19 protein-coding genes and 1 tRNA gene are annotated in these 21,621 nt (G+C 72.8%); 11 read left to right on the plus strand and 9 right to left on the minus strand.

Features of this window, described 5'->3' with window-relative positions:
- Nucleotides 1-82: 82 nt before the first annotated feature.
- From ITJ64_RS06695 to ITJ64_RS06705, 3 genes are all read left to right on the plus strand, one after another.
- The gene (locus tag ITJ64_RS06695) at nt 83-1,327 is read left to right on the plus strand and encodes a hypothetical protein (RefSeq protein ID WP_194679924.1); all 1,245 of its coding nucleotides are present in this window, start codon (nt 83-85) and stop codon (nt 1,325-1,327) included.
- Nucleotides 1,328-1,414: 87 nt separating this feature from the next.
- Nucleotides 1,415-2,743: a glutamyl-tRNA reductase gene (locus ITJ64_RS06700; protein WP_194679925.1), complete on the plus strand. Its 1,329-nt coding sequence runs from the start codon at nt 1,415-1,417 to the stop codon at nt 2,741-2,743.
- A gap of 10 nt (nt 2,744-2,753) precedes the next feature.
- Entirely contained in the window at nt 2,754-3,173 is a 420-nt protein-coding gene (locus tag ITJ64_RS06705; protein ID WP_194679926.1) for an NUDIX domain-containing protein, read from the plus strand.
- Nucleotides 3,174-3,200: 27 nt separating this feature from the next.
- Here the strand turns inward: ITJ64_RS06705 and ITJ64_RS06710 are convergent, their stop codons facing one another.
- Nucleotides 3,201-4,292 (minus strand): aminotransferase class V-fold PLP-dependent enzyme, encoded by a 1,092-nt coding sequence (locus ITJ64_RS06710; RefSeq protein WP_194679927.1) that lies wholly within the window; start codon nt 4,290-4,292, stop codon nt 3,201-3,203.
- A gap of 93 nt (nt 4,293-4,385) precedes the next feature.
- Between ITJ64_RS06710 and ITJ64_RS06715 the strand changes: the two genes are divergently transcribed.
- Nucleotides 4,386-5,426, plus strand: coding sequence for a LysR family transcriptional regulator (locus ITJ64_RS06715; RefSeq protein WP_194679928.1), 1,041 nt, complete (start codon nt 4,386-4,388; stop codon nt 5,424-5,426).
- A 109-nt stretch (nt 5,427-5,535) separates the two neighbouring features.
- Here the strand turns inward: ITJ64_RS06715 and ITJ64_RS06720 are convergent, their stop codons facing one another.
- The gene (locus ITJ64_RS06720; RefSeq protein WP_228507718.1) at nt 5,536-6,549 is read right to left on the minus strand and encodes a serine hydrolase; all 1,014 of its coding nucleotides are present in this window, start codon (nt 6,547-6,549) and stop codon (nt 5,536-5,538) included.
- Nucleotides 6,550-6,574: 25 nt separating this feature from the next.
- The gene (locus tag ITJ64_RS06725) at nt 6,575-8,557 is read right to left on the minus strand and encodes a M13-type metalloendopeptidase (protein WP_194679929.1); all 1,983 of its coding nucleotides are present in this window, start codon (nt 8,555-8,557) and stop codon (nt 6,575-6,577) included.
- A 100-nt stretch (nt 8,558-8,657) separates the two neighbouring features.
- Here ITJ64_RS06725 and ITJ64_RS06730 point away from each other — a divergent pair, with 100 nt between their 5' ends.
- Nucleotides 8,658-9,980, plus strand: a complete 1,323-nt coding sequence (locus ITJ64_RS06730; RefSeq protein WP_194679930.1) for an MATE family efflux transporter — start codon at nt 8,658-8,660, stop codon at nt 9,978-9,980.
- Here the strand turns inward: ITJ64_RS06730 and ITJ64_RS06735 are convergent.
- The 3 genes from ITJ64_RS06735 to ITJ64_RS06745 all read right to left on the minus strand — a co-directional run bounded on the left by ITJ64_RS06735 (nt 9,977) and on the right by ITJ64_RS06745 (nt 13,529).
- Nucleotides 9,977-10,741, minus strand: a complete 765-nt coding sequence (locus ITJ64_RS06735) for an MBL fold metallo-hydrolase (RefSeq protein WP_194679931.1) — start codon at nt 10,739-10,741, stop codon at nt 9,977-9,979. The two genes, ITJ64_RS06730 and ITJ64_RS06735, sit on opposite strands and share 4 nt — an antisense overlap.
- Before the next feature lie 4 nt (nt 10,742-10,745).
- Complete coding sequence (locus ITJ64_RS06740; protein ID WP_194679932.1) at nt 10,746-12,383, minus strand: MFS transporter; 1,638 nt, start codon at nt 12,381-12,383, stop codon at nt 10,746-10,748.
- A gap of 81 nt (nt 12,384-12,464) precedes the next feature.
- A complete protein-coding gene (locus ITJ64_RS06745) occupies nt 12,465-13,529 on the minus strand; it encodes a LacI family DNA-binding transcriptional regulator (RefSeq protein WP_194679933.1) in 1,065 nt (354 codons plus the stop codon).
- A gap of 89 nt (nt 13,530-13,618) precedes the next feature.
- On the opposite strand from ITJ64_RS06745, the gene ITJ64_RS06750 reads away from it, so the two are divergent.
- The 3 genes from ITJ64_RS06750 (at nt 13,619) to ITJ64_RS06760 (ending at nt 16,048) form a co-directional block, all read left to right on the plus strand.
- Nucleotides 13,619-14,836, plus strand: a complete 1,218-nt coding sequence (locus tag ITJ64_RS06750; RefSeq protein WP_194679934.1) for an MFS transporter — start codon at nt 13,619-13,621, stop codon at nt 14,834-14,836.
- Between the two features lie 88 nt (nt 14,837-14,924).
- Complete coding sequence (gene nucS / locus ITJ64_RS06755; protein WP_194679935.1) at nt 14,925-15,620, plus strand: endonuclease NucS; 696 nt, start codon at nt 14,925-14,927, stop codon at nt 15,618-15,620.
- 26 nt (nt 15,621-15,646) lie between these two features.
- The gene (locus tag ITJ64_RS06760) at nt 15,647-16,048 is read left to right on the plus strand and encodes an SseB family protein (protein WP_179546921.1); all 402 of its coding nucleotides are present in this window, start codon (nt 15,647-15,649) and stop codon (nt 16,046-16,048) included.
- 83 nt (nt 16,049-16,131) lie between these two features.
- Here ITJ64_RS06760 and ITJ64_RS06765 read toward each other — a convergent pair whose 3' ends face one another.
- Entirely contained in the window at nt 16,132-17,304 is a 1,173-nt protein-coding gene (locus ITJ64_RS06765; protein WP_194679936.1) for an SLC13 family permease, read from the minus strand.
- 74 nt (nt 17,305-17,378) lie between these two features.
- On the opposite strand from ITJ64_RS06765, the gene ITJ64_RS06770 reads away from it, so the two are divergent.
- Nucleotides 17,379-18,050, plus strand: coding sequence for an HAD hydrolase-like protein (locus ITJ64_RS06770; RefSeq protein WP_370545069.1), 672 nt, complete (start codon nt 17,379-17,381; stop codon nt 18,048-18,050).
- A 22-nt stretch (nt 18,051-18,072) separates the two neighbouring features.
- Here the strand turns inward: ITJ64_RS06770 and ITJ64_RS06775 are convergent, their stop codons facing one another.
- Nucleotides 18,073-19,191, minus strand: coding sequence for a choice-of-anchor D domain-containing protein (locus ITJ64_RS06775; RefSeq protein WP_194679938.1), 1,119 nt, complete (start codon nt 19,189-19,191; stop codon nt 18,073-18,075).
- A 91-nt stretch (nt 19,192-19,282) separates the two neighbouring features.
- On the opposite strand from ITJ64_RS06775, the gene ITJ64_RS06780 reads away from it, so the two are divergent.
- Nucleotides 19,283-20,581 (plus strand): hypothetical protein, encoded by a 1,299-nt coding sequence (locus ITJ64_RS06780; RefSeq protein ID WP_194679939.1) that lies wholly within the window; start codon nt 19,283-19,285, stop codon nt 20,579-20,581.
- Between the two features lie 16 nt (nt 20,582-20,597).
- Nucleotides 20,598-21,362 (plus strand): alpha/beta hydrolase, encoded by a 765-nt coding sequence (locus ITJ64_RS06785; protein WP_194679940.1) that lies wholly within the window; start codon nt 20,598-20,600, stop codon nt 21,360-21,362.
- A 79-nt stretch (nt 21,363-21,441) separates the two neighbouring features.
- On the opposite strand, the gene ITJ64_RS06790 is transcribed toward ITJ64_RS06785, so the two are convergent.
- Nucleotides 21,442-21,525 (minus strand) — tRNA-Leu (locus ITJ64_RS06790).
- Nucleotides 21,526-21,621: the final 96 nt, after the last annotated feature.

Raw genomic sequence — 21,621 nt, forward strand, 5'->3', positions numbered from 1 at the left:
CCCGATGATACGGACTCGCTCCGGGACCGAGCGGGGAGAAGTCCCCATGGGCCGATCACGGGCGCGATGGTAGACAGGTGTCGTGAGTCAGACCCCGCCTACGCCCCCGTCCGGTCCGAGCGACAACGGCCTGCCGCCGCTTCCTCCGCAGCAGTGGCAGCAGCCGAACCCGGGGCAGCCCGAGCAGCCGCCGCGTCACCCGGGCTACCCGGGCCTCGGCCAGCAGGGTCAGCCGAACCAGCCCGGCCAGCCGGGCCAGCCGGGCCAGCAGGGCCAGCCCGGCCAGCCGGGCCAGCCGCCGAAGAAGGGCCTCGGCACGGGCGCCATCCTCGGCATCGTCGGCGGCGGCCTGCTGCTCGTCATCATCGTGATCGTCGTGATCGCGGTCGTGGTCTCGCGCCTCCTGGTCGGCGGCGGTGGCGGCAGCTCCTCCTCCGGCGGCAGCGGCGGCGGCGAGACCGGAACCGCCTCCGACACGGTCGAGGCGTTCTTCACCGCCCTCTCCGACGCCGACGCCGAGACGGCGCTCGGCATGATCAGCCAGGCGCCCGACGACGACACCCTGCTCACCGACGAGGTGCTCGCCGCCTCGAACGAGCTCGCCCCGATCACCGGCTTCGCGATCGTCGACGACACCACCGAGAACGGCTACGGCGACGTCACCGTCAGCTACTCGCTCGGCGGCACCCCGGTCACGGCCGAGTACAGCGTCGACGACTACGACGAGGACGGCTGGATGATCACAGGCGGTCTGAGCTACCTCAACGTCGACCGCTTCGACGGCCTCGGCGTCACCGTCAACGGCCAGGAGGTGACCGGAGGCGAGCTGCAGGTCTTCCCCGGAACCTACGAGCTCGCCACCACCCTGCCGAACTTCACCCTCTCGGGCACCACGACCGTCGCGGCCACCGAGCCCTTCGGATCCCTCGACGTCAGCGACATCGAGCCCGGCCTGAGCGAGGCGGCGCTCGGCCAGTTCCGCTCGCTCGTGCAGTCGGCGGTCGACGCGTGCATCGCCTCGACCACGCTGGCCGCCGGCTGCGGCCTCGACCTGCCCGCCACGCTCGACGACGGCACCCAGCTCACCGAGGGCACCATCAGCCGGAGCATCTCGGCCGACGCCACCGTGACCATCCAGAACATGGTGCCGACGCTGAGCTACGACAACCCGACCCTGGCGCAGGGCGAGTACATCGGCTCGGTCTCCACCTCCGGCCAGTGCACGCAGAACGGTGCGACCGGCACCTGCGACGTGCTGTTCGGCCCGTCGCTCGGCAGCCCGTCGATCGACATGGCCGCCGAGAACCCCACGGTGCTCTGGGACTGACCCCGAGGCGCCACCGGCCGGGGGTGAGCGGATGCGCATCCGCTCGCTCCCGGCAAGGGACGGTCGTTGCAGGAGTACAATCATCTGGTGCTCATCTGCCTGACCGCGAACCATCGCAACGCGAGCTTCGACCTCCTCGAGAAGCTCTCGATCGGCACCTCCGACGTCGCCAAGGGCCTCGTCGAGCACAGCGACTTCGTGCAGGGAGCGGTCGTGCTCGCGACCTGCAACCGCTTCGAGGCCTACCTCGACATCGACGAGCCGCTCACCGCCGGCATCTCGCTCGCGGTCGAGGAGGCGGCCGAGACGTTCGGCAGCGCATCCGGAGCCGATGTCGGCGAACTGCGCGACAGCCTCACCGTGCTCTCGGGCGACAGCGTCGCCGACCACCTCTTCGCCGTGTCGTCGGGCCTCGAGTCGGTCGTCGTCGGGGAGGACGAGATCGCCGGGCAGGTCAAGCGCGCGCTCACCACCGCGCGGCTGTCGGGCACCACCTCGAGCGACCTGGAGCGTCTGTTCCAGCGCGCCTCGCACACCTCGCGCGACGTCAAGACGAAGACGGGCCTCGGCGGAGCCGGGCGCTCGCTCGTGCGGCTCGCCCTCGACCTGGCCGAGAGCCGGGTCACCGACTGGGCGCAGACCCGGGTGCTGCTCGTCGGCACCGGCCAGTACGCCCGGGTCACCCTGGCGAACCTGCGCGACCGCGGGGTCACCGACATCCGCGTCTACTCGCCCTCGGGCCGCGCCGTCGCCTTCGCGGCGAAGCAGCAGATCGCCCCCGTGGCCGCCGGCGACTACCTCGGCGCCATCGCGACCGCCGACGTCGTCATCACCTGCTCCACCGCCGAGACCTACGTGCTCGACGCCACGCACCTCCAGGCCGCGTCCTCGGTTCCCGGGGCGTTCACCCGCCGCCTGGTGATCGACCTCGGCCTGCCCCGCAACGTCGACCCGCTCGTGTCGGGCGTCGGCGGGGCCGAGCTGCTCGACCTCGAGACCATCAGCCTGCACGCCCCCCTCGACGAACTGAACGCCGAGTCGGATGCGCGGGCCCTCGTCGACCGCGCCGCCGCCGAATACCGTGCCGGCAAGGCCGAGGCCGAGGTCACCCCGGCCGTCGTCGCCCTGCGCTCGCACCTGTTCGACCTGCTCGACGACGAGCTGGCCCGCTCGCGCGACCGCGGAGACTCCGACGAGACGCAGAAGGCGCTGCGGCACCTCGTCGGCGTCATCCTGCACTCCCCCTCGGTGCGCGCCCGCGAGCTCGCGCGTGACGGCCGCTCGGCCGAGGTCTTCGCCGCCGTCGAGACGCTCTTCGGCCTCGGTGCCGCCGCCGCGACACGCGCGGCCGCCGCGGCCCCTGCCCTCGACGCGGCGCCCGTCTCGCTCGAGTCCTACCGCCGCGCCGACGGCTGACCCGGCCCCGATGGCGGTCGAGGGCACGGCGCTGCCCACCATCCGTGTCGCTGCCCTCGCGCTGATCCGCGAACGACGGCTGCTCATGGTGACGGCACGGGCGCGCGACGTGCTCTACCTGCCGGGCGGCAAGATCGACCCGGGTGAGAGCGCCGCCGAGGCCGCCGCGCGCGAGGCGCACGAGGAGGTCGACCTCACGATCGACCCGGCCGCCCTCGAACCGCTCTTCACCGTCACGGTGCAGGCCCACGGCGAGCCCGTCGGCCGGCTCGTCGAGATGCAGCTCTTCGCGGGGTCGACGCCCGACGAGCCGCGGCCCTCGGCCGAGGTCGACGCGGTGCACTGGGTGACGACCGCCGACTCGCCGCGCTGCCCGCCAGCGGGGGCCGAGACGCTCGCGCGCCTGGCCGCCCTCGGCCTGATCGACTGACCCGGGCCGATCGACCGACCGCCGCGCTCAGGCGCCGAGCGCCGCCGCGACCCGCTCCACGTCGTCGGCCGTGTTCCACACGTGGAACGCCACCCGGCACCGCCCCGATCGCGCCGACGCCGCCACGTCAGCCGCCGCGAGCGCCGCGATCGCCGACCCGTCCGCGTCGGGCCACGTCACGATCGCCGAGTCGTCGCTGCCCACCGACGCGACGCCCGCCGCCCGGAGCCGCTCCCGCAGTGCATCCGCCAGCCCGACGCAGTGCTCCCGCACCGCCGAGAGGTCGGCCGACGCGAAGAGCTCGAGCGACGCGGCCGCGCCGACCCACACGGGCCAGGCGGGCGAGAGGTCGAGTCGCCGCGCATCCGGAGCCAGTTGCATCGCGGGGCCGTAGCACGAGCCCCAGACGTCGTCGCCCGAGTACCAGCCGGCGAGCAGCGGCTGCACGCGCCCGAGGTAGGAGGGCCGCACCGTGGTGAGCGACGCCCCGCGCGGCGCGCAGAGCCACTTGTAGCTGTGGCAGACGGTGACGTCGAAGCGCGAGGCGTCGACCGGCATCCACCCGCAGGCCTGGGTGGTGTCGCAGAAGGTCGCCGCGCCGTACCGCTCGGCCGCCGCGACGATCGCCTCCGCGTCGGCCACCGCGCCCGTCGCCGACTGCACCAGCGAGAACGACACCAGCGTCGTCGACGAGCGGATGCCCTTGGCCAGCCCTTCGACCGGCACGCACCTCACCGTGATGCGCCCGAGCTGCTGCTGCACGAGGAAGGGGAACACCATCGAGCTGAAGTCGCCCTCGACCAGCAGCACCTCGGAGCCCTCGGGCAACGACGCGGCCACCACCCCCGCCGTCGCGGACACCTGCGATCCGGTGGCCACCCACTCGACCGGCACGTTCACGAGGTCGGCGTACGCCGCCCGTGCGCGCTCGACCGCCAGGCTGTAGGCGCCGGGCGAGCGGTGTCCCTCGGCCCAGGCGTCGAGGTCGTCGCGGAGGGCGGCCACCGTCTCCGTCGGCGGCACTCCGACCATGCAGGCCGAGAGGTAGCCCGGGCGGGCGTCGAAGTGCTGCTGCAGCTCGGTGACCGAGAGGGCCGGGGCGGCGTCGAGGAGCGTCATGCCTCCAGCATCGCGGCCGCGCATCCATTGGTCTATGACCAGTCGCTCATGGTCTTCATCACGGCTGCTTATGGATGCGCTACGCTCCCGAGCATGACCCTCACGCCCCTGCCCGGCAGCTTCGACCTCGACTCGCAGACCCTGCGGGTGGTCGCCGCCGTGGCCGAATACGGCTCGATCACGCGGGCCGCCGCGGTGCTCGGCTACAGCCAGCCGGCCGTGAGCCAGCAGCTGAAGCGGGTCGAGGCGCGCATCGGCATGCCGCTGGTGACGCGGTCGGGGCGGGGCATCCGGCTGACGGATGCGGGTGAGGTGCTCGCCCGTCACGCCGACGCCGTGCTGACCGCGCTCGACGCGGCCGCGGGTGAGCTGTCCGACCTGTCGGGGCTGCGCTCGGGGCGGGTGCGGCTGGCGGCGTTCCCCTCGGCGTCGTCGACGATCGTGCCGCGGCTGATCGGAGCCATGGCGGCCGATCACGCCGGGGTGCAGTTCACCTACCTCGAGGCCGAGCCGCCCGAGGCGGTCGCGGGAGTGCGCGACGGGGTGAGCGACCTGGCGATCGCGTTCCGGCACCCGGCCGACCGGCACGACCCCTTCGACGCGAGCGCCGAGGGTCTCGTGGTGCACGAGCTCGCGCGCGACGACGTGCTGCTGCTCGCGCCGGCGGGGCACCCGGGCATCGGGAGCGGCCGTGCCGACGCGGGCGGCACGGGCACCCGCGCGGACGGCACCAGCGCTGACGGCGCCGTCGACCTCGCGGCGCTGCGGGGCGACAACTGGATCGCGGGGTGCCCGCGCTGCCGGGGCCACCTGCTCGACTCCTGCGCCCGCGCGGGCTTCGCCCCGAGCATCTCGTTCGAGACCGACAACTTCGTCGCCGTGATGAGCATGGTCGCGGCCGGCCTCGGCGTCGCCCTGCTGCCCGAGCTGGCGATCTCGGCCTCGGCGCTCCCGCCCGGCGTCGAGGCCCACCGCACCCGCGCCGGCGACCACCGGATGCTCGTCGCCGTCACCCGCCCGGGCGCCGAGCACATCCCGGCCGTCGCCGAGACGCTGCGCCTGCTCACGACGCTCACCCTGAACCCCATCCCGAACCGGCACCGGCGCCCCTCCGCGCCCCGCGAGGTCGGTTGACGCACGAATGCCGGCCACCGCGCCCGCAGGGCCCCCGGTGCGCGTCTCGCGTGCGCCAACCGTCGACCAGCGAGCGAACGCGCCACCGGCACGGCGCGCGGGCGCAGGCTCAGTACACGTACTCCAGGAAGTCGGTGCCGAGCACCCGCATCGCGTCGAGCACCGCGAGGCGCCCCGACAGCTCGGCGTCGTTGAACCGCATCGTCACGGCGTAGGAGATCCCGCCGCGCGGCCCGGTGATCACGCCGGCCTCCGAGCGGATGCCCGCATCCGTGCCCGTCTTGTTGAACAGCCGCAGCCCGTGGTCGGCCCCGACGTGCGCCAGCGGGTCGAGCCCGAACGCGCCCGCGACCATCGAGAGGTCGGAGCCGAGGCTGAGCCAGCCGCGCACCAGCCGCGAGGTCGTCTCATCGACCACGGTGCCCGCGTGCAGCCGCCCGAACAGGATGGCGAGCTCCCGCGCCGACCCCACCGACAGCTGCGGCGCGTCGTCGGGGCCGCGCTCCTCGCGCACGATGTCGAGCAGCAGGGTGCGGCGGAGACCCAGCGACTCGGCCCGCGCCCGCACGGTGTCGAGGCCGATCCGGCGCAGCAGCACGTTGGTGGCGAGGTTGTCGCTGGTCGCTCCGATCAGCGCCGCGAGATCGCTCACCGGCAGCGCCGGCACCTGCAGGTGCTGCCAGAGGCCCGAGTCGCCGATCTCATCGTTGGCCGTGCGGTTCAGGATGCTCAGTGCCTCCGCTCCCGGCCCGGGCCGAACCGGCCGCGGTCGCGACGCCGGCCGCGCGGCGTCGAACGAGGAGCCCGAGGAGCCCGGCGCGCCGGAGTCGCCGCCGGCCCCGTCCCGCGCCGAGATGCGCGCCGCCACCTCGATCAGCAGCAGAACCTTGCCGATCGACGCGGTCGGCACCGAGAGGTGGTCGTCGACCGAGAACAGCACCTTGCCCGAGCCCAGGTCGACGGCGCACGCCGTCACCTGAACGCCCGAGAGCGCCAGCTCGGTCAGCGACGCGAAGCCCTTGCGGAAGATGCCGCCGTCGTTCTCGATCGCGTCGGAGCGCCGGCCGCGCGGAGCGGCCTCGTCGCGGTCCTCCCGCGCCCGTCGGCGGATCGATTCCGGCATGCTCAGCTGCTCCTGCCCGTTCGGATCACCAGATGGTGACACGGTCGGCTGGGTCCAACCAGAGTCCATCGGAGGACGCCACATCGAAGGCGGCGTAGAACTCGTCGATGTTGCGCACGATCTGGTTGGCGCGGAACTCGTTCGGCGAGTGCGGGTCGATCGAGAGCAGCCGGATGACCTCCTCGTCGCGCGACTTCTGCTGCCAGGCCTGGGCCCAGGAGAGGAAGAAGCGCTGCGCGCCCGTCAGGCCGTCGATGACCGGCGGCTCCGCACCGTCGAGCGACAGGAGGTACGCCTTCCAGGCGATGCCGAGCCCGCCGAGGTCGCCGATGTTCTCGCCGATGGTGAGCGCTCCGTTGACGTGGTGGTCGGGCACCTGCGCCGGCGCGAGGGCGTCGTACTGCGCGATCAGCGACGAGGTCAGCTTCTCGAACGCCTCCCGGTCGGCCTCGGTCCACCAGTCGGTGAGCCGCCCGTCGCCGTCGAAGCGCGAGCCCTGGTCGTCGAAGCCGTGCCCGATCTCGTGCCCGATCACCGCGCCGATGGCGCCGTAGTTGGCCGCCGCATCCCGGTTCTCGTCGAAGAACGGGTGCTGCAGGATGGCCGCCGGGAAGACGATCTCGTTGAAGCCGGGGTTGTAGTACGCGTTGATCGTCTGCGGCGTCATGAACCACTCGTCGCGGTCGAGCGGCTTGCCGATCTTGCCGAGCTCGCGCTGGAACTCGAACTCGCTGGTGGCCCGCACGTTGGCGATCAGGTCGGTGGGGTCGATCGACAGCGCGGAGTAGTCGCGCCAGCGCACCGGGAAGCCGATCTTCGGGGTGAACTTGGCCAGCTTCTCGAGCGCGCGCTCGCGGGTGGCCGGGCTCATCCACTCGAGGGTCGAGATCGACTGGCGGTAGGCCTCGATCAGGTGCTCGACCAGCACGTCCATCGCCGCCTTCGCCGTGGGCGGGAAGTGCTTCTCGACGTAGATGCGGCCGACCGCCTCGCCCATGGAGCCCTCGACGAACGAGACGCCGCGCTTCCAGCGGTCGCGGATGCTCGGGGTGCCGGTGAGCGTGCGGGCGTAGAAGTCGAAGTTCTCCTCGACGAAGTCGCCCGAGAGGTAGGGCGCCCAGCCGTGCACGACGTTCCAGGCGAGCCAGTCCTTCCAGCTCTCCAGAGGCGCCTCGACGAGGGCAGCCGCGAGGCCGGTGACGAAGCTCGGCTCGCGCACGACGAGCTCGTCGAACACGCCCTCCGGGGCCTCGAGCGCGTCGCGCCAGAGACCGAGGAGATCGGCGCCCGAGGTCTCGGACGAGGACGACGGGGCGGCCGGCAGCGACAGCAGCTCGCTCCAGCTCAGCAGGTTGTAGGTGGCCTGGGCGTCGCGGGTGCGCACGTTGTCCCAGTGCGCGGAGGCGAGCAGCGTCTCGAGCTCGAGCACGCGCTGGGCGCGGCGGGGGGCCTCGTCGAGACCGGCGAGCCCGAGCATCCGCTCGATGTGGCCGACGTAGGCCTCGCGCACCGAGGCGAACTTCTCGTCGCGGAAGTAGCTCTCGTCGGGCAGCGAGATGCCGCCCTGCTCGGCGAACACGAGGTAGCGCTCGGGGTCGCCCGGGTCGTTGTCGACGAACAGCCTCAGGATGCCCGGCACGCCCTGCCGCTCGAGACGCCCCAGCGTGCGCGCGAGCGAGGCGCGGTCATCGATCGCGTCGACCAGCGCGAGCTGCGGCTCGAGCGGGGCGGCGCCGAGGGCCTCGATGCGCTCGACGTCCATGAAGCTGGTGTAGAGGTCGCCGAACTTGCGGGCCTCGGTGCCCTCGGGAGCGTCGACCGACTCCTCGATGATCGTGCGCACGGCCTTCTCGGCCTCTTCGGCGAGCACGTAGAACGAGCCGTAGCGGGCCTTGTCGTCGGGGATCGCGGTGCGGGCGATCCACTTGCCGTTCACGTGGCGGAACAGGTCGTCCTGTGCGCGCACGGCGGGGTCGAGTTCGGTGAGGTCGATTCCGGAAGCAGTCACGAGGCAACTCTACGCACCCACCCCTGACACCCATCCAGGGTCGGTGCGCGATGCCGGCCCCGCCCCGCCCGACGTCGGTGGCCCGATCTAGGCTGACGGGATGCCGAGCCTCGACCGCGACATCCTGCGTCTCGCCGTGCCCGCGCTCGGTGCGCTCGTGGCCGAGCCCCTGTTCCTCCTCACCGACACCGCCCTCGTCGGCCACCTCGGTGAGACGCCGCTGGCCGGCCTCGGGGTCGCCAGCACGCTGCTGCAGACGGCGGTGGGCCTGCTGATCTTCCTCGCCTACGCCACGACCCCGGCGGTCGCGCGGCGGCTCGGAGCCGGCGATCGGCCGGGGGCCATCAAGGCCGGCATCGACGGCATGTGGCTCGCCCTGGCCATCGGCGTCGCGCTGGCGCTCGTGGCCTGGCCGCTCGCCGGCCCGCTGGTGGGGCTGTTCAACTCCACGGGCGCCGTCTCGGCCGAGGCGGTCACCTACCTCACGGTGTCGCTGATCGGCCTGCCCGGCATGCTCGTCGTGATCGCGGCCACCGGGCTGCTCCGCGGCCTGCAAGACACCCGCACGCCGCTCGTCGTCGCCGTCTCCGGGTTCGCCGCGAACGCCGCGCTCAACGCGGTGCTCATCTACGGCGCCGGGTGGGGCATCGCGGGGTCGGCCGCCGGCACGGTGATCGCGCAGTGGGGCATGGCGGCGGTCTACGTCGTGATGGCGGTGCGGGCGGCCCGGGCATCCGGTGTGCCCCTGCGGCCGGGCGTCGACGGCGTCTCGGGAGCGGCGCTGGCGGGCGGCTGGCTGCTGCTGCGCACGGCCAGCCTGCGCGCGGCGCTCGTGGGCTCGGTGGTCGTGGCGTCGTCGCTCGGGGTGACCGAGCTCGCGGCGTTCCAGATCGCGCTGACGGTGTACTCGACGCTGGCGTTCATCCTCGACGCGCTGGCCATCGCCGGGCAGGCGCTGATCGGGCACGGCCTCGGGGCCTCCGAGGTCGACCGGGTGCACGCGGTCACGCGGCGGCTGATCCGCTGGGGGCTCGGCGCGGGCGTGGTGCTCGGCGTGCTCGTCGCGGTGGCCGCACCGTTCGCCGGGCCGGTGTTCAGCTCGTCGCCGGCGGTGCAGCAGGCCGTCACGGCGACCCTGCTGACGATGGCGATCGGCATCCCGCTGGCCGGCTTCGTGTTCGTGCTCGACGGGGTGCTGATCGGTGCCGGCGACGCCCGCTACCTCGCGCTGGCCGGGCTCGTCACGCTCGTGGCCTATCTGCCGCTGCTGCTCGCCGTCGAGGTCGTGCATCCACCCGGCACGGCCGGTCTGGTCTGGCTGTGGCTCGCCTTCGGGCTCGGCTACATCGGGGCGCGGGCGCTGACCCTGGGCCTCCGGGCGCGGGGGTCGCGGTGGATCGTGACGGGGGCGCCGGCCCGCTAGAAGGCGATCGACAGCCCGGGCACGGCCACGTCGATGTCCCCGTCGAAGTGGGCGGATGCCCGCACCCGCGCCTCGTCGGCCGTGAGCGTCTCGGCGCGATGCGTCAGCACGAGCCGTGCGGCCCCCGCCGCCGCGGCGGTGCGCCCGGCGTCCTCCGGGGTGTGGTGCGCCGGCACGCCGTCGGGCGCCGTGTCGTAGCCGGCCTCCACGAGGAAGAGGTCGGCACGCTCCCCGATCTCCTCGAGCGACAGGCAGGGCGCCGAGTCGCCGGAGTAGGCGAAGCGCCGACCGTCCTCCTCCACGGTGAGCCCGAAGGCCGGGACGCCGTGCTGCACCGGTCCCCACTCCAGGCGCAGCGAGCCGATCGACGCCTCACCGAACCCGCTCATCGGCCGATGGTCGAACACACGCGGAAGCTCGTCGACGGAGCTCGGGCCGAGGTAGGCCGCGAGTCGATCGAGCATCCCCTTGGGCGCGATCAAAGGGATCGGGCCGCTCGGCCGGTGCTCGGAGAACCTCAGGGCGTAGTAGGCCACGAGCAGGTCGGCCGAGTGGTCGGCGTGACGGTGCGAGATCACGATCGCGTCGAGTCGCTCGAGGGTGACGTGCCGCTGCAGTTCGGCGAAGGTGCCGGTGCCGGCGTCGATCCAGACGCTCGTGCGACGGTCGTCCGCCGTGGGCTCGCCCTGCAGCAGGTAGCCCGAGCAGGGCTCGTCGGGTCGCGGGTAGGGGGTCGCGGTGCCGAGCACGGTGAGGAGCATGCTCCTATCCTCCCGTGCGCGGCTCCGGGTTCCCGCCGGCGTACTCGCGGAACAGCTCGTGCTCGCGCTCCCGCCGCGGATAGAAGAGGAACACCAGCACCGCCCCGATCAGCATGGTGAGCATCCCGGTCGCGTAGGCCCAGTCGGCCCCGTCGAGGAACGACTGCCGTGCGGCCGAGACGATGCCGTCGGCGTAGTCGGGGTACTGCTTCGCGATCGACACCGCCCCGTCGAACGACTTCTGCAGCTGTGCGGCCACGCTCGAGGTCACCTCGGACTGCACGTCGGCGGGAGCATCCGCTATCGACCGCGCGATGGCCGCCGAGTAGCCGGCCGTGAGGATCGCCCCCAGCACCGACTGCATGATCGAGCCGCCGAGGTCGCGTTGCAGGTCGGAGGTGCCCGAGGCCATGCCCGCCCGCTCGACCGGCACCGAGTCGGTGAGCGAGCGCGACGACGGCGGGCCGGCGAGCCCCACCCCGATGCCGATCAGGGCGTAACCGACGCCGACGGGCAGATAGCTGATCCCGACGTCCCAGAACAGCAGCATCGTGAGGAACCCGAGCAGGCAGAACGCGAACCCCAGCAGGAACACCACGCGCGCCCCGAACCGCAGCACCAGCCGGCTCGACAGCGGCGCCGCGAGCACCATCAGCAGAGCCGCGGGCAGGATGCTCGCCCCCGCCTCGAGCGCCGAGTACTGCAGCACGTTCTGCAGGAACAGCTGCCCCACGTACATCGCGCCCATCAGCGACCCGAACACGATGATGCCGCCGACGGCCGCCACCCAGAAGGTGCGGCGGGCGGCGATGCGCAGGTCGTAGAGCGGATGCGCGGCCCGCCGCTGCCGCAGCACGAACCCGATTCCCGCCACCACCGCGACGGCACCGAGCCCGAGGGCGAACAGCTGCGCCCCGGGCACCGCGGCGAAATTGATCGCCAGCACCAGCGCGGCGACCAGCACGATCGACAGCACGCCGCCGAGGTTGTCCACCGGATCGGTGCCCTCGTTCACCTTCGCGGGCACCACGAGCAGCACGATCACGAGCGTCACCGCCGCGAGCGGGATGGTCATCAGGAAGACCGCGCTCCAGTCGAAGACGCCGATCAGGTAGCCGGACGCGAGCGGGCCGAGGGCCGAGATGGCGCCGCCGAGCCCCGACCACAGCGCGATCGCGGCGATGCGCTTCGGGCCGGTCCAGAGCGCGGCGATCAGCGCGAGGGTGGTCGGGTAGGCCATGCCGGCGGCGACCCCGCCGAAGACGCGGGCCAGGAAGAGCACCTCGATGCCCGGCGCGAGGGCGGCGATCAGCGCCGCGGGGATGCTGAGCGCGAGGCCGAGAACGAGCATCCGCTTTCGCCCGTAGCGGTCGCCGAGGGCGCCGAGGTAGAGCACGGAGCCGGCGAGGCCGAGCGAGAAGCCGACCGCCACGAGGTTGAGCGCGGTCTGCGAGGCGTCGAAGGCCTGCCCGATCGACGGCAGCGCGACGTTCGCGACCGACAGGTTCAGGTTGGCGACGCCCGACGCGAGGATGAGCGCGAGCAGCACGAGCCCGCCGCGCGCGGGCGCGCTCCCGCCCGCCGCGCTCCCGCCTACCGCGCTCCCGGCCGCCGTCGTGACACGTGCCCGCTCTGCACCCATCTGCAGCGACCCCTCCCGCGGCGCCCGGCGGCACCTGGCATGACAGTAGCGTCCGGGCGGGCGGGCACGCCAGATCGCCGGTCAGGCGGGGGCGGGGCCCGTCGTGTCGCCGAGGCGGAGCTCGCAGGCGAACTGGAGGGAGTGCACCTCCGCGCCCGCGATCAGCGCCGCCACCGCCTCGCCCGCCTCGCGGCCCTTGTCGGCGGCGGGCTGGCGCATCGTGGTGAGCTCGTGGCCGGTCAGGCCGTCGATGCGCACGCCGTCGAAGCCGGTCACCGAGAGGTCGCCGGGCACCCGGAGCCCGCGCTCCTCGGCCGCCCGCAGCACGCCCACCGCGAGCAAGTCGCTCTGCGCCATGATCGCGGTCGGCCGTTCGGTGGGAGGCACGTCGAGCAGTGCACCGGCGGCCGCGGCGCCGTTCTCGACCAGGTTGAACCCCGCGGTGTACGCGGTCAGCTCGGGGAAGACCCGGGCCGCCCCGCGCAGCCGGTCGGCCGTCACCGGCGCCGTGATGTCCGGAAGCTCGTCGAGGCTCACCCGACGCGCGGCGCGTTCGGGATCGACGCCGAGCAGCACGCTGCCCACACGCCGGTGCCCGAGCCCGTGCAGGTGCCGGGCGAGCTCCTCCGAGGCGTTCACGTTGTCGAGCCCGATGTCGACCACGCCCGCGCGCTCCCCACCCTCGATCGACACGAGCGGGATGCCCCGCCGCCCCAACGAGGCGATGACGTCGTCGAGCACGGTGCTGCACCCCATCAGCACGGCGGCGTCGACCGCGGCCGAGCGGATGCCCTCCCCCACCGCTCCCGTCTCGGTGAGCAGCAGCAGGCCGTTGCTGTCCACGCCGAGACCGTCGGCGATGCCGTCCAGCGTCTGCACGTTGACCGGGTCGCGGAACGCGTGCAGCAGCTTCTCGTCGAAGACGATGCCGACCACCCCCGAGCGCCCCTGCCGGAGCGACCGGGCCCGCGGATCCGGACCGCCGTAGCCGAGCTCGGCCGCCGCCGCGAGCACCCGGTCCTTCGTCGCCGGCGAGACCGGCCCGGCGCCGCTGAAGGCCAGCGACGCGGTCGAACGGGACACGCCGGCGCGCTCCGCCACGTGCGACAGGGTCGCGCGGTGCGCGCCTTGCGAGTCGCGGGTCATGGTCGATACTGTAGTCGAATCGATTCGATCGAAACGATTCGATTTTCCCGACGATTGCCCGGCCCCACCCCGAGTCAGCGAGGATTCCCATGACGACCACGACGCTCACGCTCCGCCAGCTGCACGCCTGGCGCAACGCGATCTTCGTCATCTTCGCCCTCAGCGGCGTCTCCATCGCCAGCTGGGTCGCCCGGCTGCCCGCCGTGCGCGACCAGCTCGGCATCGACACCGCCCAGGTGGGCCTGCTGATCTTCGCCATGTCGGCGGGATCGGTGATCGGGCTGATCGCCGCCCCGCCGATCATGGCGCGCATCGGCGCCCGAGCGGGCATGGTACTGGTGCTGGGCCTCGTCTCGGTGGGCCTCGTGGGCATCGGGCTCGGCACCGACACGCTCGTCACCCCGGCCGTCGTCGCGATCGGCCTCGCCGTCTTCGGCTTCGGCAACGGTGCGGTCGACGTGATGATGAACGTCGAGGGCGCCGCGGCCGAGCGCGCGATCGGCAAGACGCTGATGCCGCTGATGCACGCGTTCTTCAGCTTCGGAACGGTCGCCGGCGCCGGCATCGGGGCCCTCGCCTCCGCCCTCTCGGTGCCGGTCGTGGCGCACCTCGCGGTGATGGCCGTCGTGGTGCTGGTGGCCGCGTTCGTCGCCATCCGCTTCGTGCCGAAGGGCGCCGAGGCCGCCGAGCTCGACGACACCCCGAAGAAGCCGCTCCGCGAGCGCCTAGCCGACTCGCTCGGCGTCTGGCGCGACGTGCGCCTGCTCGCCATCGGCATCATCATGCTCGGCATGGCCTTCGCGGAGGGATCGGCGAACGACTGGCTGGCCATCGCCATGGTCGACGGCTACGACCAGTCGAACACCACGGGCGCGATCGCGTTCGGCGTCTTCACCGTCTCGATGACGATCGGCCGCGTCGCCGGCGGCCCGGTGCTCGACCGCTTCGGTCGGGTGCCAGTGCTGCGGGGGAGCGCCGGGCTGGCCGTGCTCGGACTGCTGCTGTTCATCTTCGCGCCCGCGCCCTGGCTGGCCTTCGTCGGCGCCGCGTTCTGGGCGCTCGGCTCGTCGCTCGGATTCCCCGTCGGCATGTCGGCCGCGGCCGACACCCCCGACCCGCAGCGTTCGGCGGCCCGCGTCAGCGCGGTCGCGATCATCGGCTACACCGCCTTCCTCGTGGGCCCGCCGGTGATCGGCCTGCTCGGGCACGAGTTCGGCATCCTGCACGCGCTGCTGCTCGTGCTCGTGCTCGTGCTGCTCGCCGGGCTCGCCTCGCCCGCGGCCCGGGAGCGCGCGCCCCGCCCCTGACCCGGCAGGCAGGCAGGCCGGGCCCGACCGGCCGGGCGGACCTGTCCGGCCGGGCGGGCAGCTCGCCCCGGGCGGTTACGCTCTACTGGTGCGTCTCGTCATTGCCACCTGTTCCGTCGACTACGCCGGCCGCCTCAGCGCCCACCTCCCGCTCGCGAAGCGTCTGCTGATGCTGAAGAGCGACGGCAGCATCCTGGTGCACTCCGACGGCGGCAGCTACAAGCCCCTGAACTGGATGAGCCCGCCCTGCAGCATTACCGTGCAGGAGCCCGACGCCGACCAGGCCGAGGCCGGCATCACCGAGCTCTGGAAGGTCACCCAGAAGAAGACCGACGACGTGCTCGTCGTCTCCCTCTACGACATCGAGCACGACTCGGCGCACGAGCTCGGCATCGACCCGGGCCTCGTGAAGGACGGCGTCGAGGCGCACCTGCAGAAGCTCCTCGCCGAGCAGATCGAGCTCCTCGGCGACGGCCACACGCTGGTGCGACGCGAGTACATGACCGCGATCGGCCCCGTCGACATCCTGGCCCGCGACTCGGCCGGGGCATCCGTCGCCGTCGAGATCAAGCGCCGCGGCGACATCGACGGCGTCGAGCAGCTCACCCGCTACCTCGAGCTGATGAACCGCGACCCGCACCTCGCCCCCGTGCAGGGCGTCTTCGCCGCGCAGGAGATCAAGCCGCAGGCGCGCACCCTGGCGCTCGACCGCGGCATCCGCTGCGTCACGCTCGACTACGACGCCATGCGCGGCCTCGACGACGCCGACTCCCGCCTCTTCTGAGTCAGCGGCCTGGATAGGGTTGGGGGGTGGCTTCCCGCAGACCCGCCTTCCCCAAGTCGTACTCGAACCGGCCGCTGCGCAAGGCGCTCGAGACCTTCGCGGCGCTGCCGAACCGCACGACGCTCGACGCCCTCCTGACCGCGATGCGCACGGGCGGCCTCGTGGTCGACATCACCGGCACGACGGATGCGGCCGACCCGCAGCTGCGCACCGTCCTGTCCACGACGGGTGAGCTCGTGCTGCCGCTGTTCACCTCGATCGCCGAGCTGCGGCTGGCCGTCCCCGAGGAGCAGCGGGCGGCGGCCCAGGCGATGATCCTGCCGGCTCCGGATGCTCTGGCCCTCGTCTCGACCGCCGACTTCGTCGCCGTGCAGTTCGACGCCGGAACCCTGGGCCAGGTCGTCAAGCGGGAGTTCGTCGAGGCCTGAGGGCGGCTCGCGCATCCGCTCGCCCGGCACGACCGCGAACGGGTGGCGGACGCCGCGGACGCCCGGCGCCGCGACGTCGCCGGTCAGGCCGTGAAGGCGAGCGCCAGCGTGGCCAGCGGCACGATGATCACGACCGCGATCAGGCCGAGCCCCATGAAGCGCGGCCACGAGATCGTGACGCCGAGGGCCGTGAGGCGCTGATGCCAGAGCAGGGTCGCGAGCGAGGCCCACGGGGTGACGAGCGGCCCCAGGTTGACGCCGATCAGCAGCGCGACCAGTCGCAGCTGGCTGCCGGCCTGCGGTTCGAGCACGAGGTAGGCCGGAAGGTTGTTGATGCCGTTGGCGCTGACCGCCGCGACCGCCGCGAGGTGCAGCAGGCTGAGAGGGTCGTCGCCGGTGCCGCTGACGGATGCGAGCAGGTCTTCGAGGCCGTTCGCGTGCGCCGCCTCGACCAGCACGAAGAGCCCGAACGCGATGCCGAGCGCCTGCCAGGGCACGAGCGACACCGAGATCGCCTCGCGCCGGCGCAGCAGGAACGCGCCGAGCAGCAGCACCGCCGCGACCCCGGCGACCCAGGCGACCTCGAGGCCCGAGACGAGCATCGGCAGCAGCAGCACGACGATGACGGCCGAGTAGACGAGCAGGCCGCGATCCCGGATGGGCGTGCGCTCCGGGGCGAGGTAGCGCCCGACGAGCCGCGAGCGGTAGACCACGGACAGGATCGCCACGCTCACGACCACGCCGACCAGCGCCGGCGCCCAGACGATGCCGAGGAACTGCACCGGACCGCCGTCGAACGAGCGCGCCGCCAGCAGATTCGTGAGGTTCGAGACCGGGAGGAAGAGGGAGGCCGTGTTCGCGAGCCAGACCGTGGCGAGCGCGAACGGGATCGGCGAGACCCCGACGTGCAGCGCCAGCACCACGACCACGGGCGTGACCAGCACGGCGGTGGTGTCGAGCGAGAGGAAGGCGGTGCTGACCACGGCGAGCGCGATCACGAGCAGCCAGAGCGCCCAGATGCGGCCGCGGCCCCAGCCCGCGATGCGTTCGGCGAGCGCCGTGAACACCCCGGCGTCGCTGGCGAGCTCGGCGACGATCGTGATGGCGATGACGAAGGCGAGCACCGGGGCGACGCGTTCGACCAGCGCCGTGAACTCGGGCCACGGCAGCACGCCGGTGGCGACCACGACGACCGCTCCGGCGAGCAGGAGCAGGGTGATGGCCACGGGGGCGCGGCGTGCGAGGGATGCGACCATTTCAGGTGGAGTCTAGGGCTGCGAAGCTGCGGGCCCGCTCCGATCAGCCGCGGGGCGACTCTAGGATTGGGCGGGTGACTCAGCAGAACCCGTCCAAGCCGTGGTCGTGCATCCTCTTCGACCTCGACGGAACCATCACCGATTCCGCCCCGGGCATCATCGGCCGGCTCTCGCGCACCCTGCAGGCGATGGGGCGGCCGGTGCCGCTGCCGGCGGAGCTCGTGGCGTTCGTGGGGCCGCCGATCCTCGACGGGTTCCGCGACGTGGCGTCGATGAACGAGGCCGAGGCACGGGAGGCGCTCGTGGTCTACCGCGGGCTCGCCGCCTCGGAAGGTCCGCAGGACGACTCCCGCGTGTACCCCGGGATGATCGGACTCGTGCGGGCGCTGCACGCCGCGGGCATCCCGCTCGCGATCGCCACGTCGAAGTCGGAGACGCAGGCGCTGCGCATCCTCGAGCACCTCGAGGTGGCCGACTGCTTCGAGGTCATCTGCGGCTCGTCGGAGGACGAGACCCGTAGCGCCAAGGCCGACGTCGTGGAGGAGGCGCTCCGCCGCCTTCGCGAGCAGTCGATCGACCTTACGAACATCGTGATGGTCGGCGACCGCGAGCACGACATCATCGGCGCCGCGGCCCACGGGGTGCCGGTCATCATGGTCGAGTGGGGCTACGGCTCCCCCGCCGAGTCGGTCGGCGCGATCGCGGTCGTCCACTCGGTCGACCAGCTCCGCACCTCCCTCCTCTAGCCCCGACCTCCGGGGCCCGGTGTCAGCCGTGCAAGCGGCGACGACGGATGCCCAGCACCACCGCCGCGGCCCCACCCAGCAGCATCACGAGGCCGAAGCCCGACGCCACCATGGGCGACACCCCCGTGCTCGCGAGCGAGGCCCCCGGCCTGGTCGTCCCACCCCGCCCGGACCCCGCACCCACGCCGCCCGACCCCGAACCACCGGCCCCAGGAGCCGCCGACGCCGATGACGTCGGCTGCGGAGTACCGGTTGAGGTCGGAGTCGGCGACGGCGAGGTTGTGGACGTCGGAGTCGGGGTGGGCGTCGGGCCGACCGCGGCCGCAGCCGTGAACGGAAGCGCCACGACGACGCTCGGTGCCTCAGGGTTGCCGCTCATGGTGCGCCCGGTGATCGTGATGGTTCCCGAGACGCTCCCCGCCGCGGTCGGGGTGAAGGTCAGGTCGACGGTCGCGCTCTCCATCGGCCGATACGTCGTGCCGGCACCGAATGACGACCCCGTCACCCGAACGGTACCCACGGTCGCACCGCCGCTGTCGGTGACCCTGACGTCGCCCTCACTGAATGACAGCGGGTCGATCCCCGCGACCGTGAGCGTCAGCCGCTTGCTGACGGGAGTGCCCACCGTCACCGACCCGAACCCGAGCGTCGCCGCCCCATCCGGCGTCTTGACGTCGAAGTGGGCCCGCGCAGTCGTGAGCGACTCCGAATGGAAGGCGAGAGTGAGCGGTGTCATGCCCGGACGATCACTCGACACCATCATCAGCGTCACAGGCTGATTCGCGACCGTCGGCGCCGGCGGCGCGGTCAGCGTCACCGAGATGGTTCGACGCTGGCCCGGTGCGATTACGTCTCCGGCCGCGATGGTCGTCGAGACCAAGGAGTAGGGCGACGTCAGGGCCGACAGCGGCGCCGGATCGATGGTGATCGAGTCGATGCCGTCGTTCAGCAGCTCGATCGTGCGCGGGACTACGCTCCCCTGCTTCACGTACCCGAAGTCTGGGGTCAATCCAGGGAGGGACACCGAGATCTGGTCACCGGGGGCGGCGGAAGCGGGCGCGACCGCCCCGCCGAGCATGGCCGCCGCGAAGAGGGCGCCCGCGAAGACGGCGGCAGCACGGGAGCGATGGAGAGAGAACATGGCCCCAAACTGCCGCAGAATCGCGAGAGGGCGTTATGAGCAATCACTACTCAACGAGCCTCCACCCAGCAGGCCTCCGTAGGCTGGACCCATGGACGGATTCGACCTGCTCCCGAGCGCGATCGTCCTCGGCGCGGTGCTCCTGACCCTGGCCGCCGCCTCCACGGTCCTCCGCCGCCGAGGCGCGAAGCAGAGAACGGCCGAGGCCCAGCGCCGCACCGTCGCCCCCGCCCGCGTCCCGGCCGACGAGCTGGTCAAGCGCGCGAACATCCAGCTCGTGCAGATGGACGACGCCATCCGCGACGCCGCCGACGAGCTCGAGTTCGCCCGCGCCGAGTTCGGCGACTCGGCCGTGCACGACTTCGCCGACGCCCTCGCGACCGCGAAGGAGCGCGCCTCCGAGGCCTTCGCCCTCAAGCAGCGCCTCGACGACTCCGTCATCGACACCGAGCAGGAGCAGCGCGACTGGAGCAAGCGCATCCTCTCCCTCAGCGACTCGGCCCTGGCCCTCGTGACCACTCAGACCCGCGCCGTCACCGACCGCCGCCGCGCCGAGACCGCCGCCCCCGACGCCCTCACGCGCCTGAAGGACGGCATCGACCAGGCCCGCGCCCGCCTGCAGCTCGCCACGGCTACCCTCGCCGAACTCCACGACGCCTACGACAGCGCCGCGCTCCGATCGGTCGAGGGCGCCGACGATCGCGCCCGGCGAGCCCTCGACGAGGCCGACGCAGCCCGAGAGGACGCGGCACAGGCGCTGAGCACGGCCGCCGTGGCCCCGGTCGCCAAGGATGTCCAGCGCGCCGAGCAGCTCCTCCGCGACGCCGTGACCCGCCTCGACTCCGTCGACCGCACCCGCGACGCCCTCCGCCAGGCCCGCCTCGACCGCGCGACGGCCCTCGACAGTGCACGGGCCCGCCTGGACGACGCCGAAGAGCTGCGAAGAAAAGAGGCGACAGACCCCGACGCGGCCCAGCGCATCGCCGACGCCGAGAAGCGGATGCGCGAGACCGTCGCCCTGGCCGAGACCCGCCACCCCGCGCATCCGGCCGCCGACATCGACGCCCTCGACGCCGCCACCACCGAGCTCGACCACGCCCTCGCGACGGCGCGCACCGCCCAGCAGCGCCTGGACTCCGCCCGCGAGGCCCTCGTCGGCGCCCTCGCCATCGCCGAGAGCCACATCCGCCAGGCGAGCGAACTCATCTCCTCCCGCCGGGCCGGCGTCGGCACGGATGCCCGCACCCGCCTCGCGGCCGCCGAGCGCGAGCTGCAGCTCGCTCGCCTCGAGTCCGACCCGGTCGCCGCCCTCGACGGCGCCCGCCGCGCCGCCACCCTGGCGACCGACGCCGACGCCCTCGCCCGCTACGACACGATGCACGCGCGATGACCGCGACGAGGCAGCGATGACGACGACCGGCCGACAGCGACCGCGACGGCCGTTCGTCCACATCCTGAAAGCCCTGGCCCTAGCGCTCGCGACCCTCCTGATCGCCGCCGTCCTCGCCTTCCTCGTCGACGCCCACACCACCTACTCCGCCGAACTCGAACCCGTGCAGGCCGTCGCCGCCGACCCCGCCGTCGACATCGCCTGGACCCACGGCGACGTCGTGATGACTCCCACCGGCCCCGCGAACAGCACCGGCCTCGTCTTCCTCGCGGGCGCCAAGGTCGACCCCCTCGCCTACGCCGACACGCTCAGCGGCGTCGTCGACGCCGGCACGACCGTGGTGATCGTGCGCCCGATCCTCAACTTCGCGATCCTCGAGTTCCGGCCGCTCAGCACCTTCACCGACCTCGCCCCCGGCGTCACCGACTGGTACGTCGGCGGACACTCGCTCGGCGGCGTCAAGGCCTGCCAGTACGCGACCGACCCCGGCGTGCGGGGCCTCGTGCTCCTCGGCTCCTACTGCGCCGGCGACCTGAGCGAGCAGGCCGTGCCCGTCCTCTCCGTCTCGGGCAGCGACGACGGCCTCAGCACCCCCGCGAAGATCGACGCCTCCCGCGCCGACCTCCCGGCCGACGCCCGCTTCGTCGAGATCGAGGGCGCGAACCACGCCTCCTTCGGCGACTACGGCCCGCAACCGGGCGACGGCACGGCCTCGATCGACGACCAGCGGATGCGCGCCCGGCTCACCACCGCCCTCGACGACTTCCTCGCCGCCCCCTGACCGGCACCGAAGCGACGCGGAACGACGAATGCCGGCCCCCGGAGGTACTCCTCCAGCCGACCGGCATCCCATTCGTCCGTGCGCGAGGGGGGACTTGAACCCCCACGCCCTTGCGGGCACTGGCACCTGAAGCCAGCGCGTCTGCCAATTCCGCCACTCGCGCGAACTAGGAGAGATTAGCACGCGCGGAAGGCAGGTGCGAAACCGGGCGGGAGGCGGGAATCGGCCCCCCGGAGCGCTGGGAGTGCATTAACACCCA

This window comes from Herbiconiux sp. VKM Ac-1786 (genome assembly GCF_015350805.1).
Lineage (GTDB): Bacteria > Actinomycetota > Actinomycetes > Actinomycetales > Microbacteriaceae > Herbiconiux.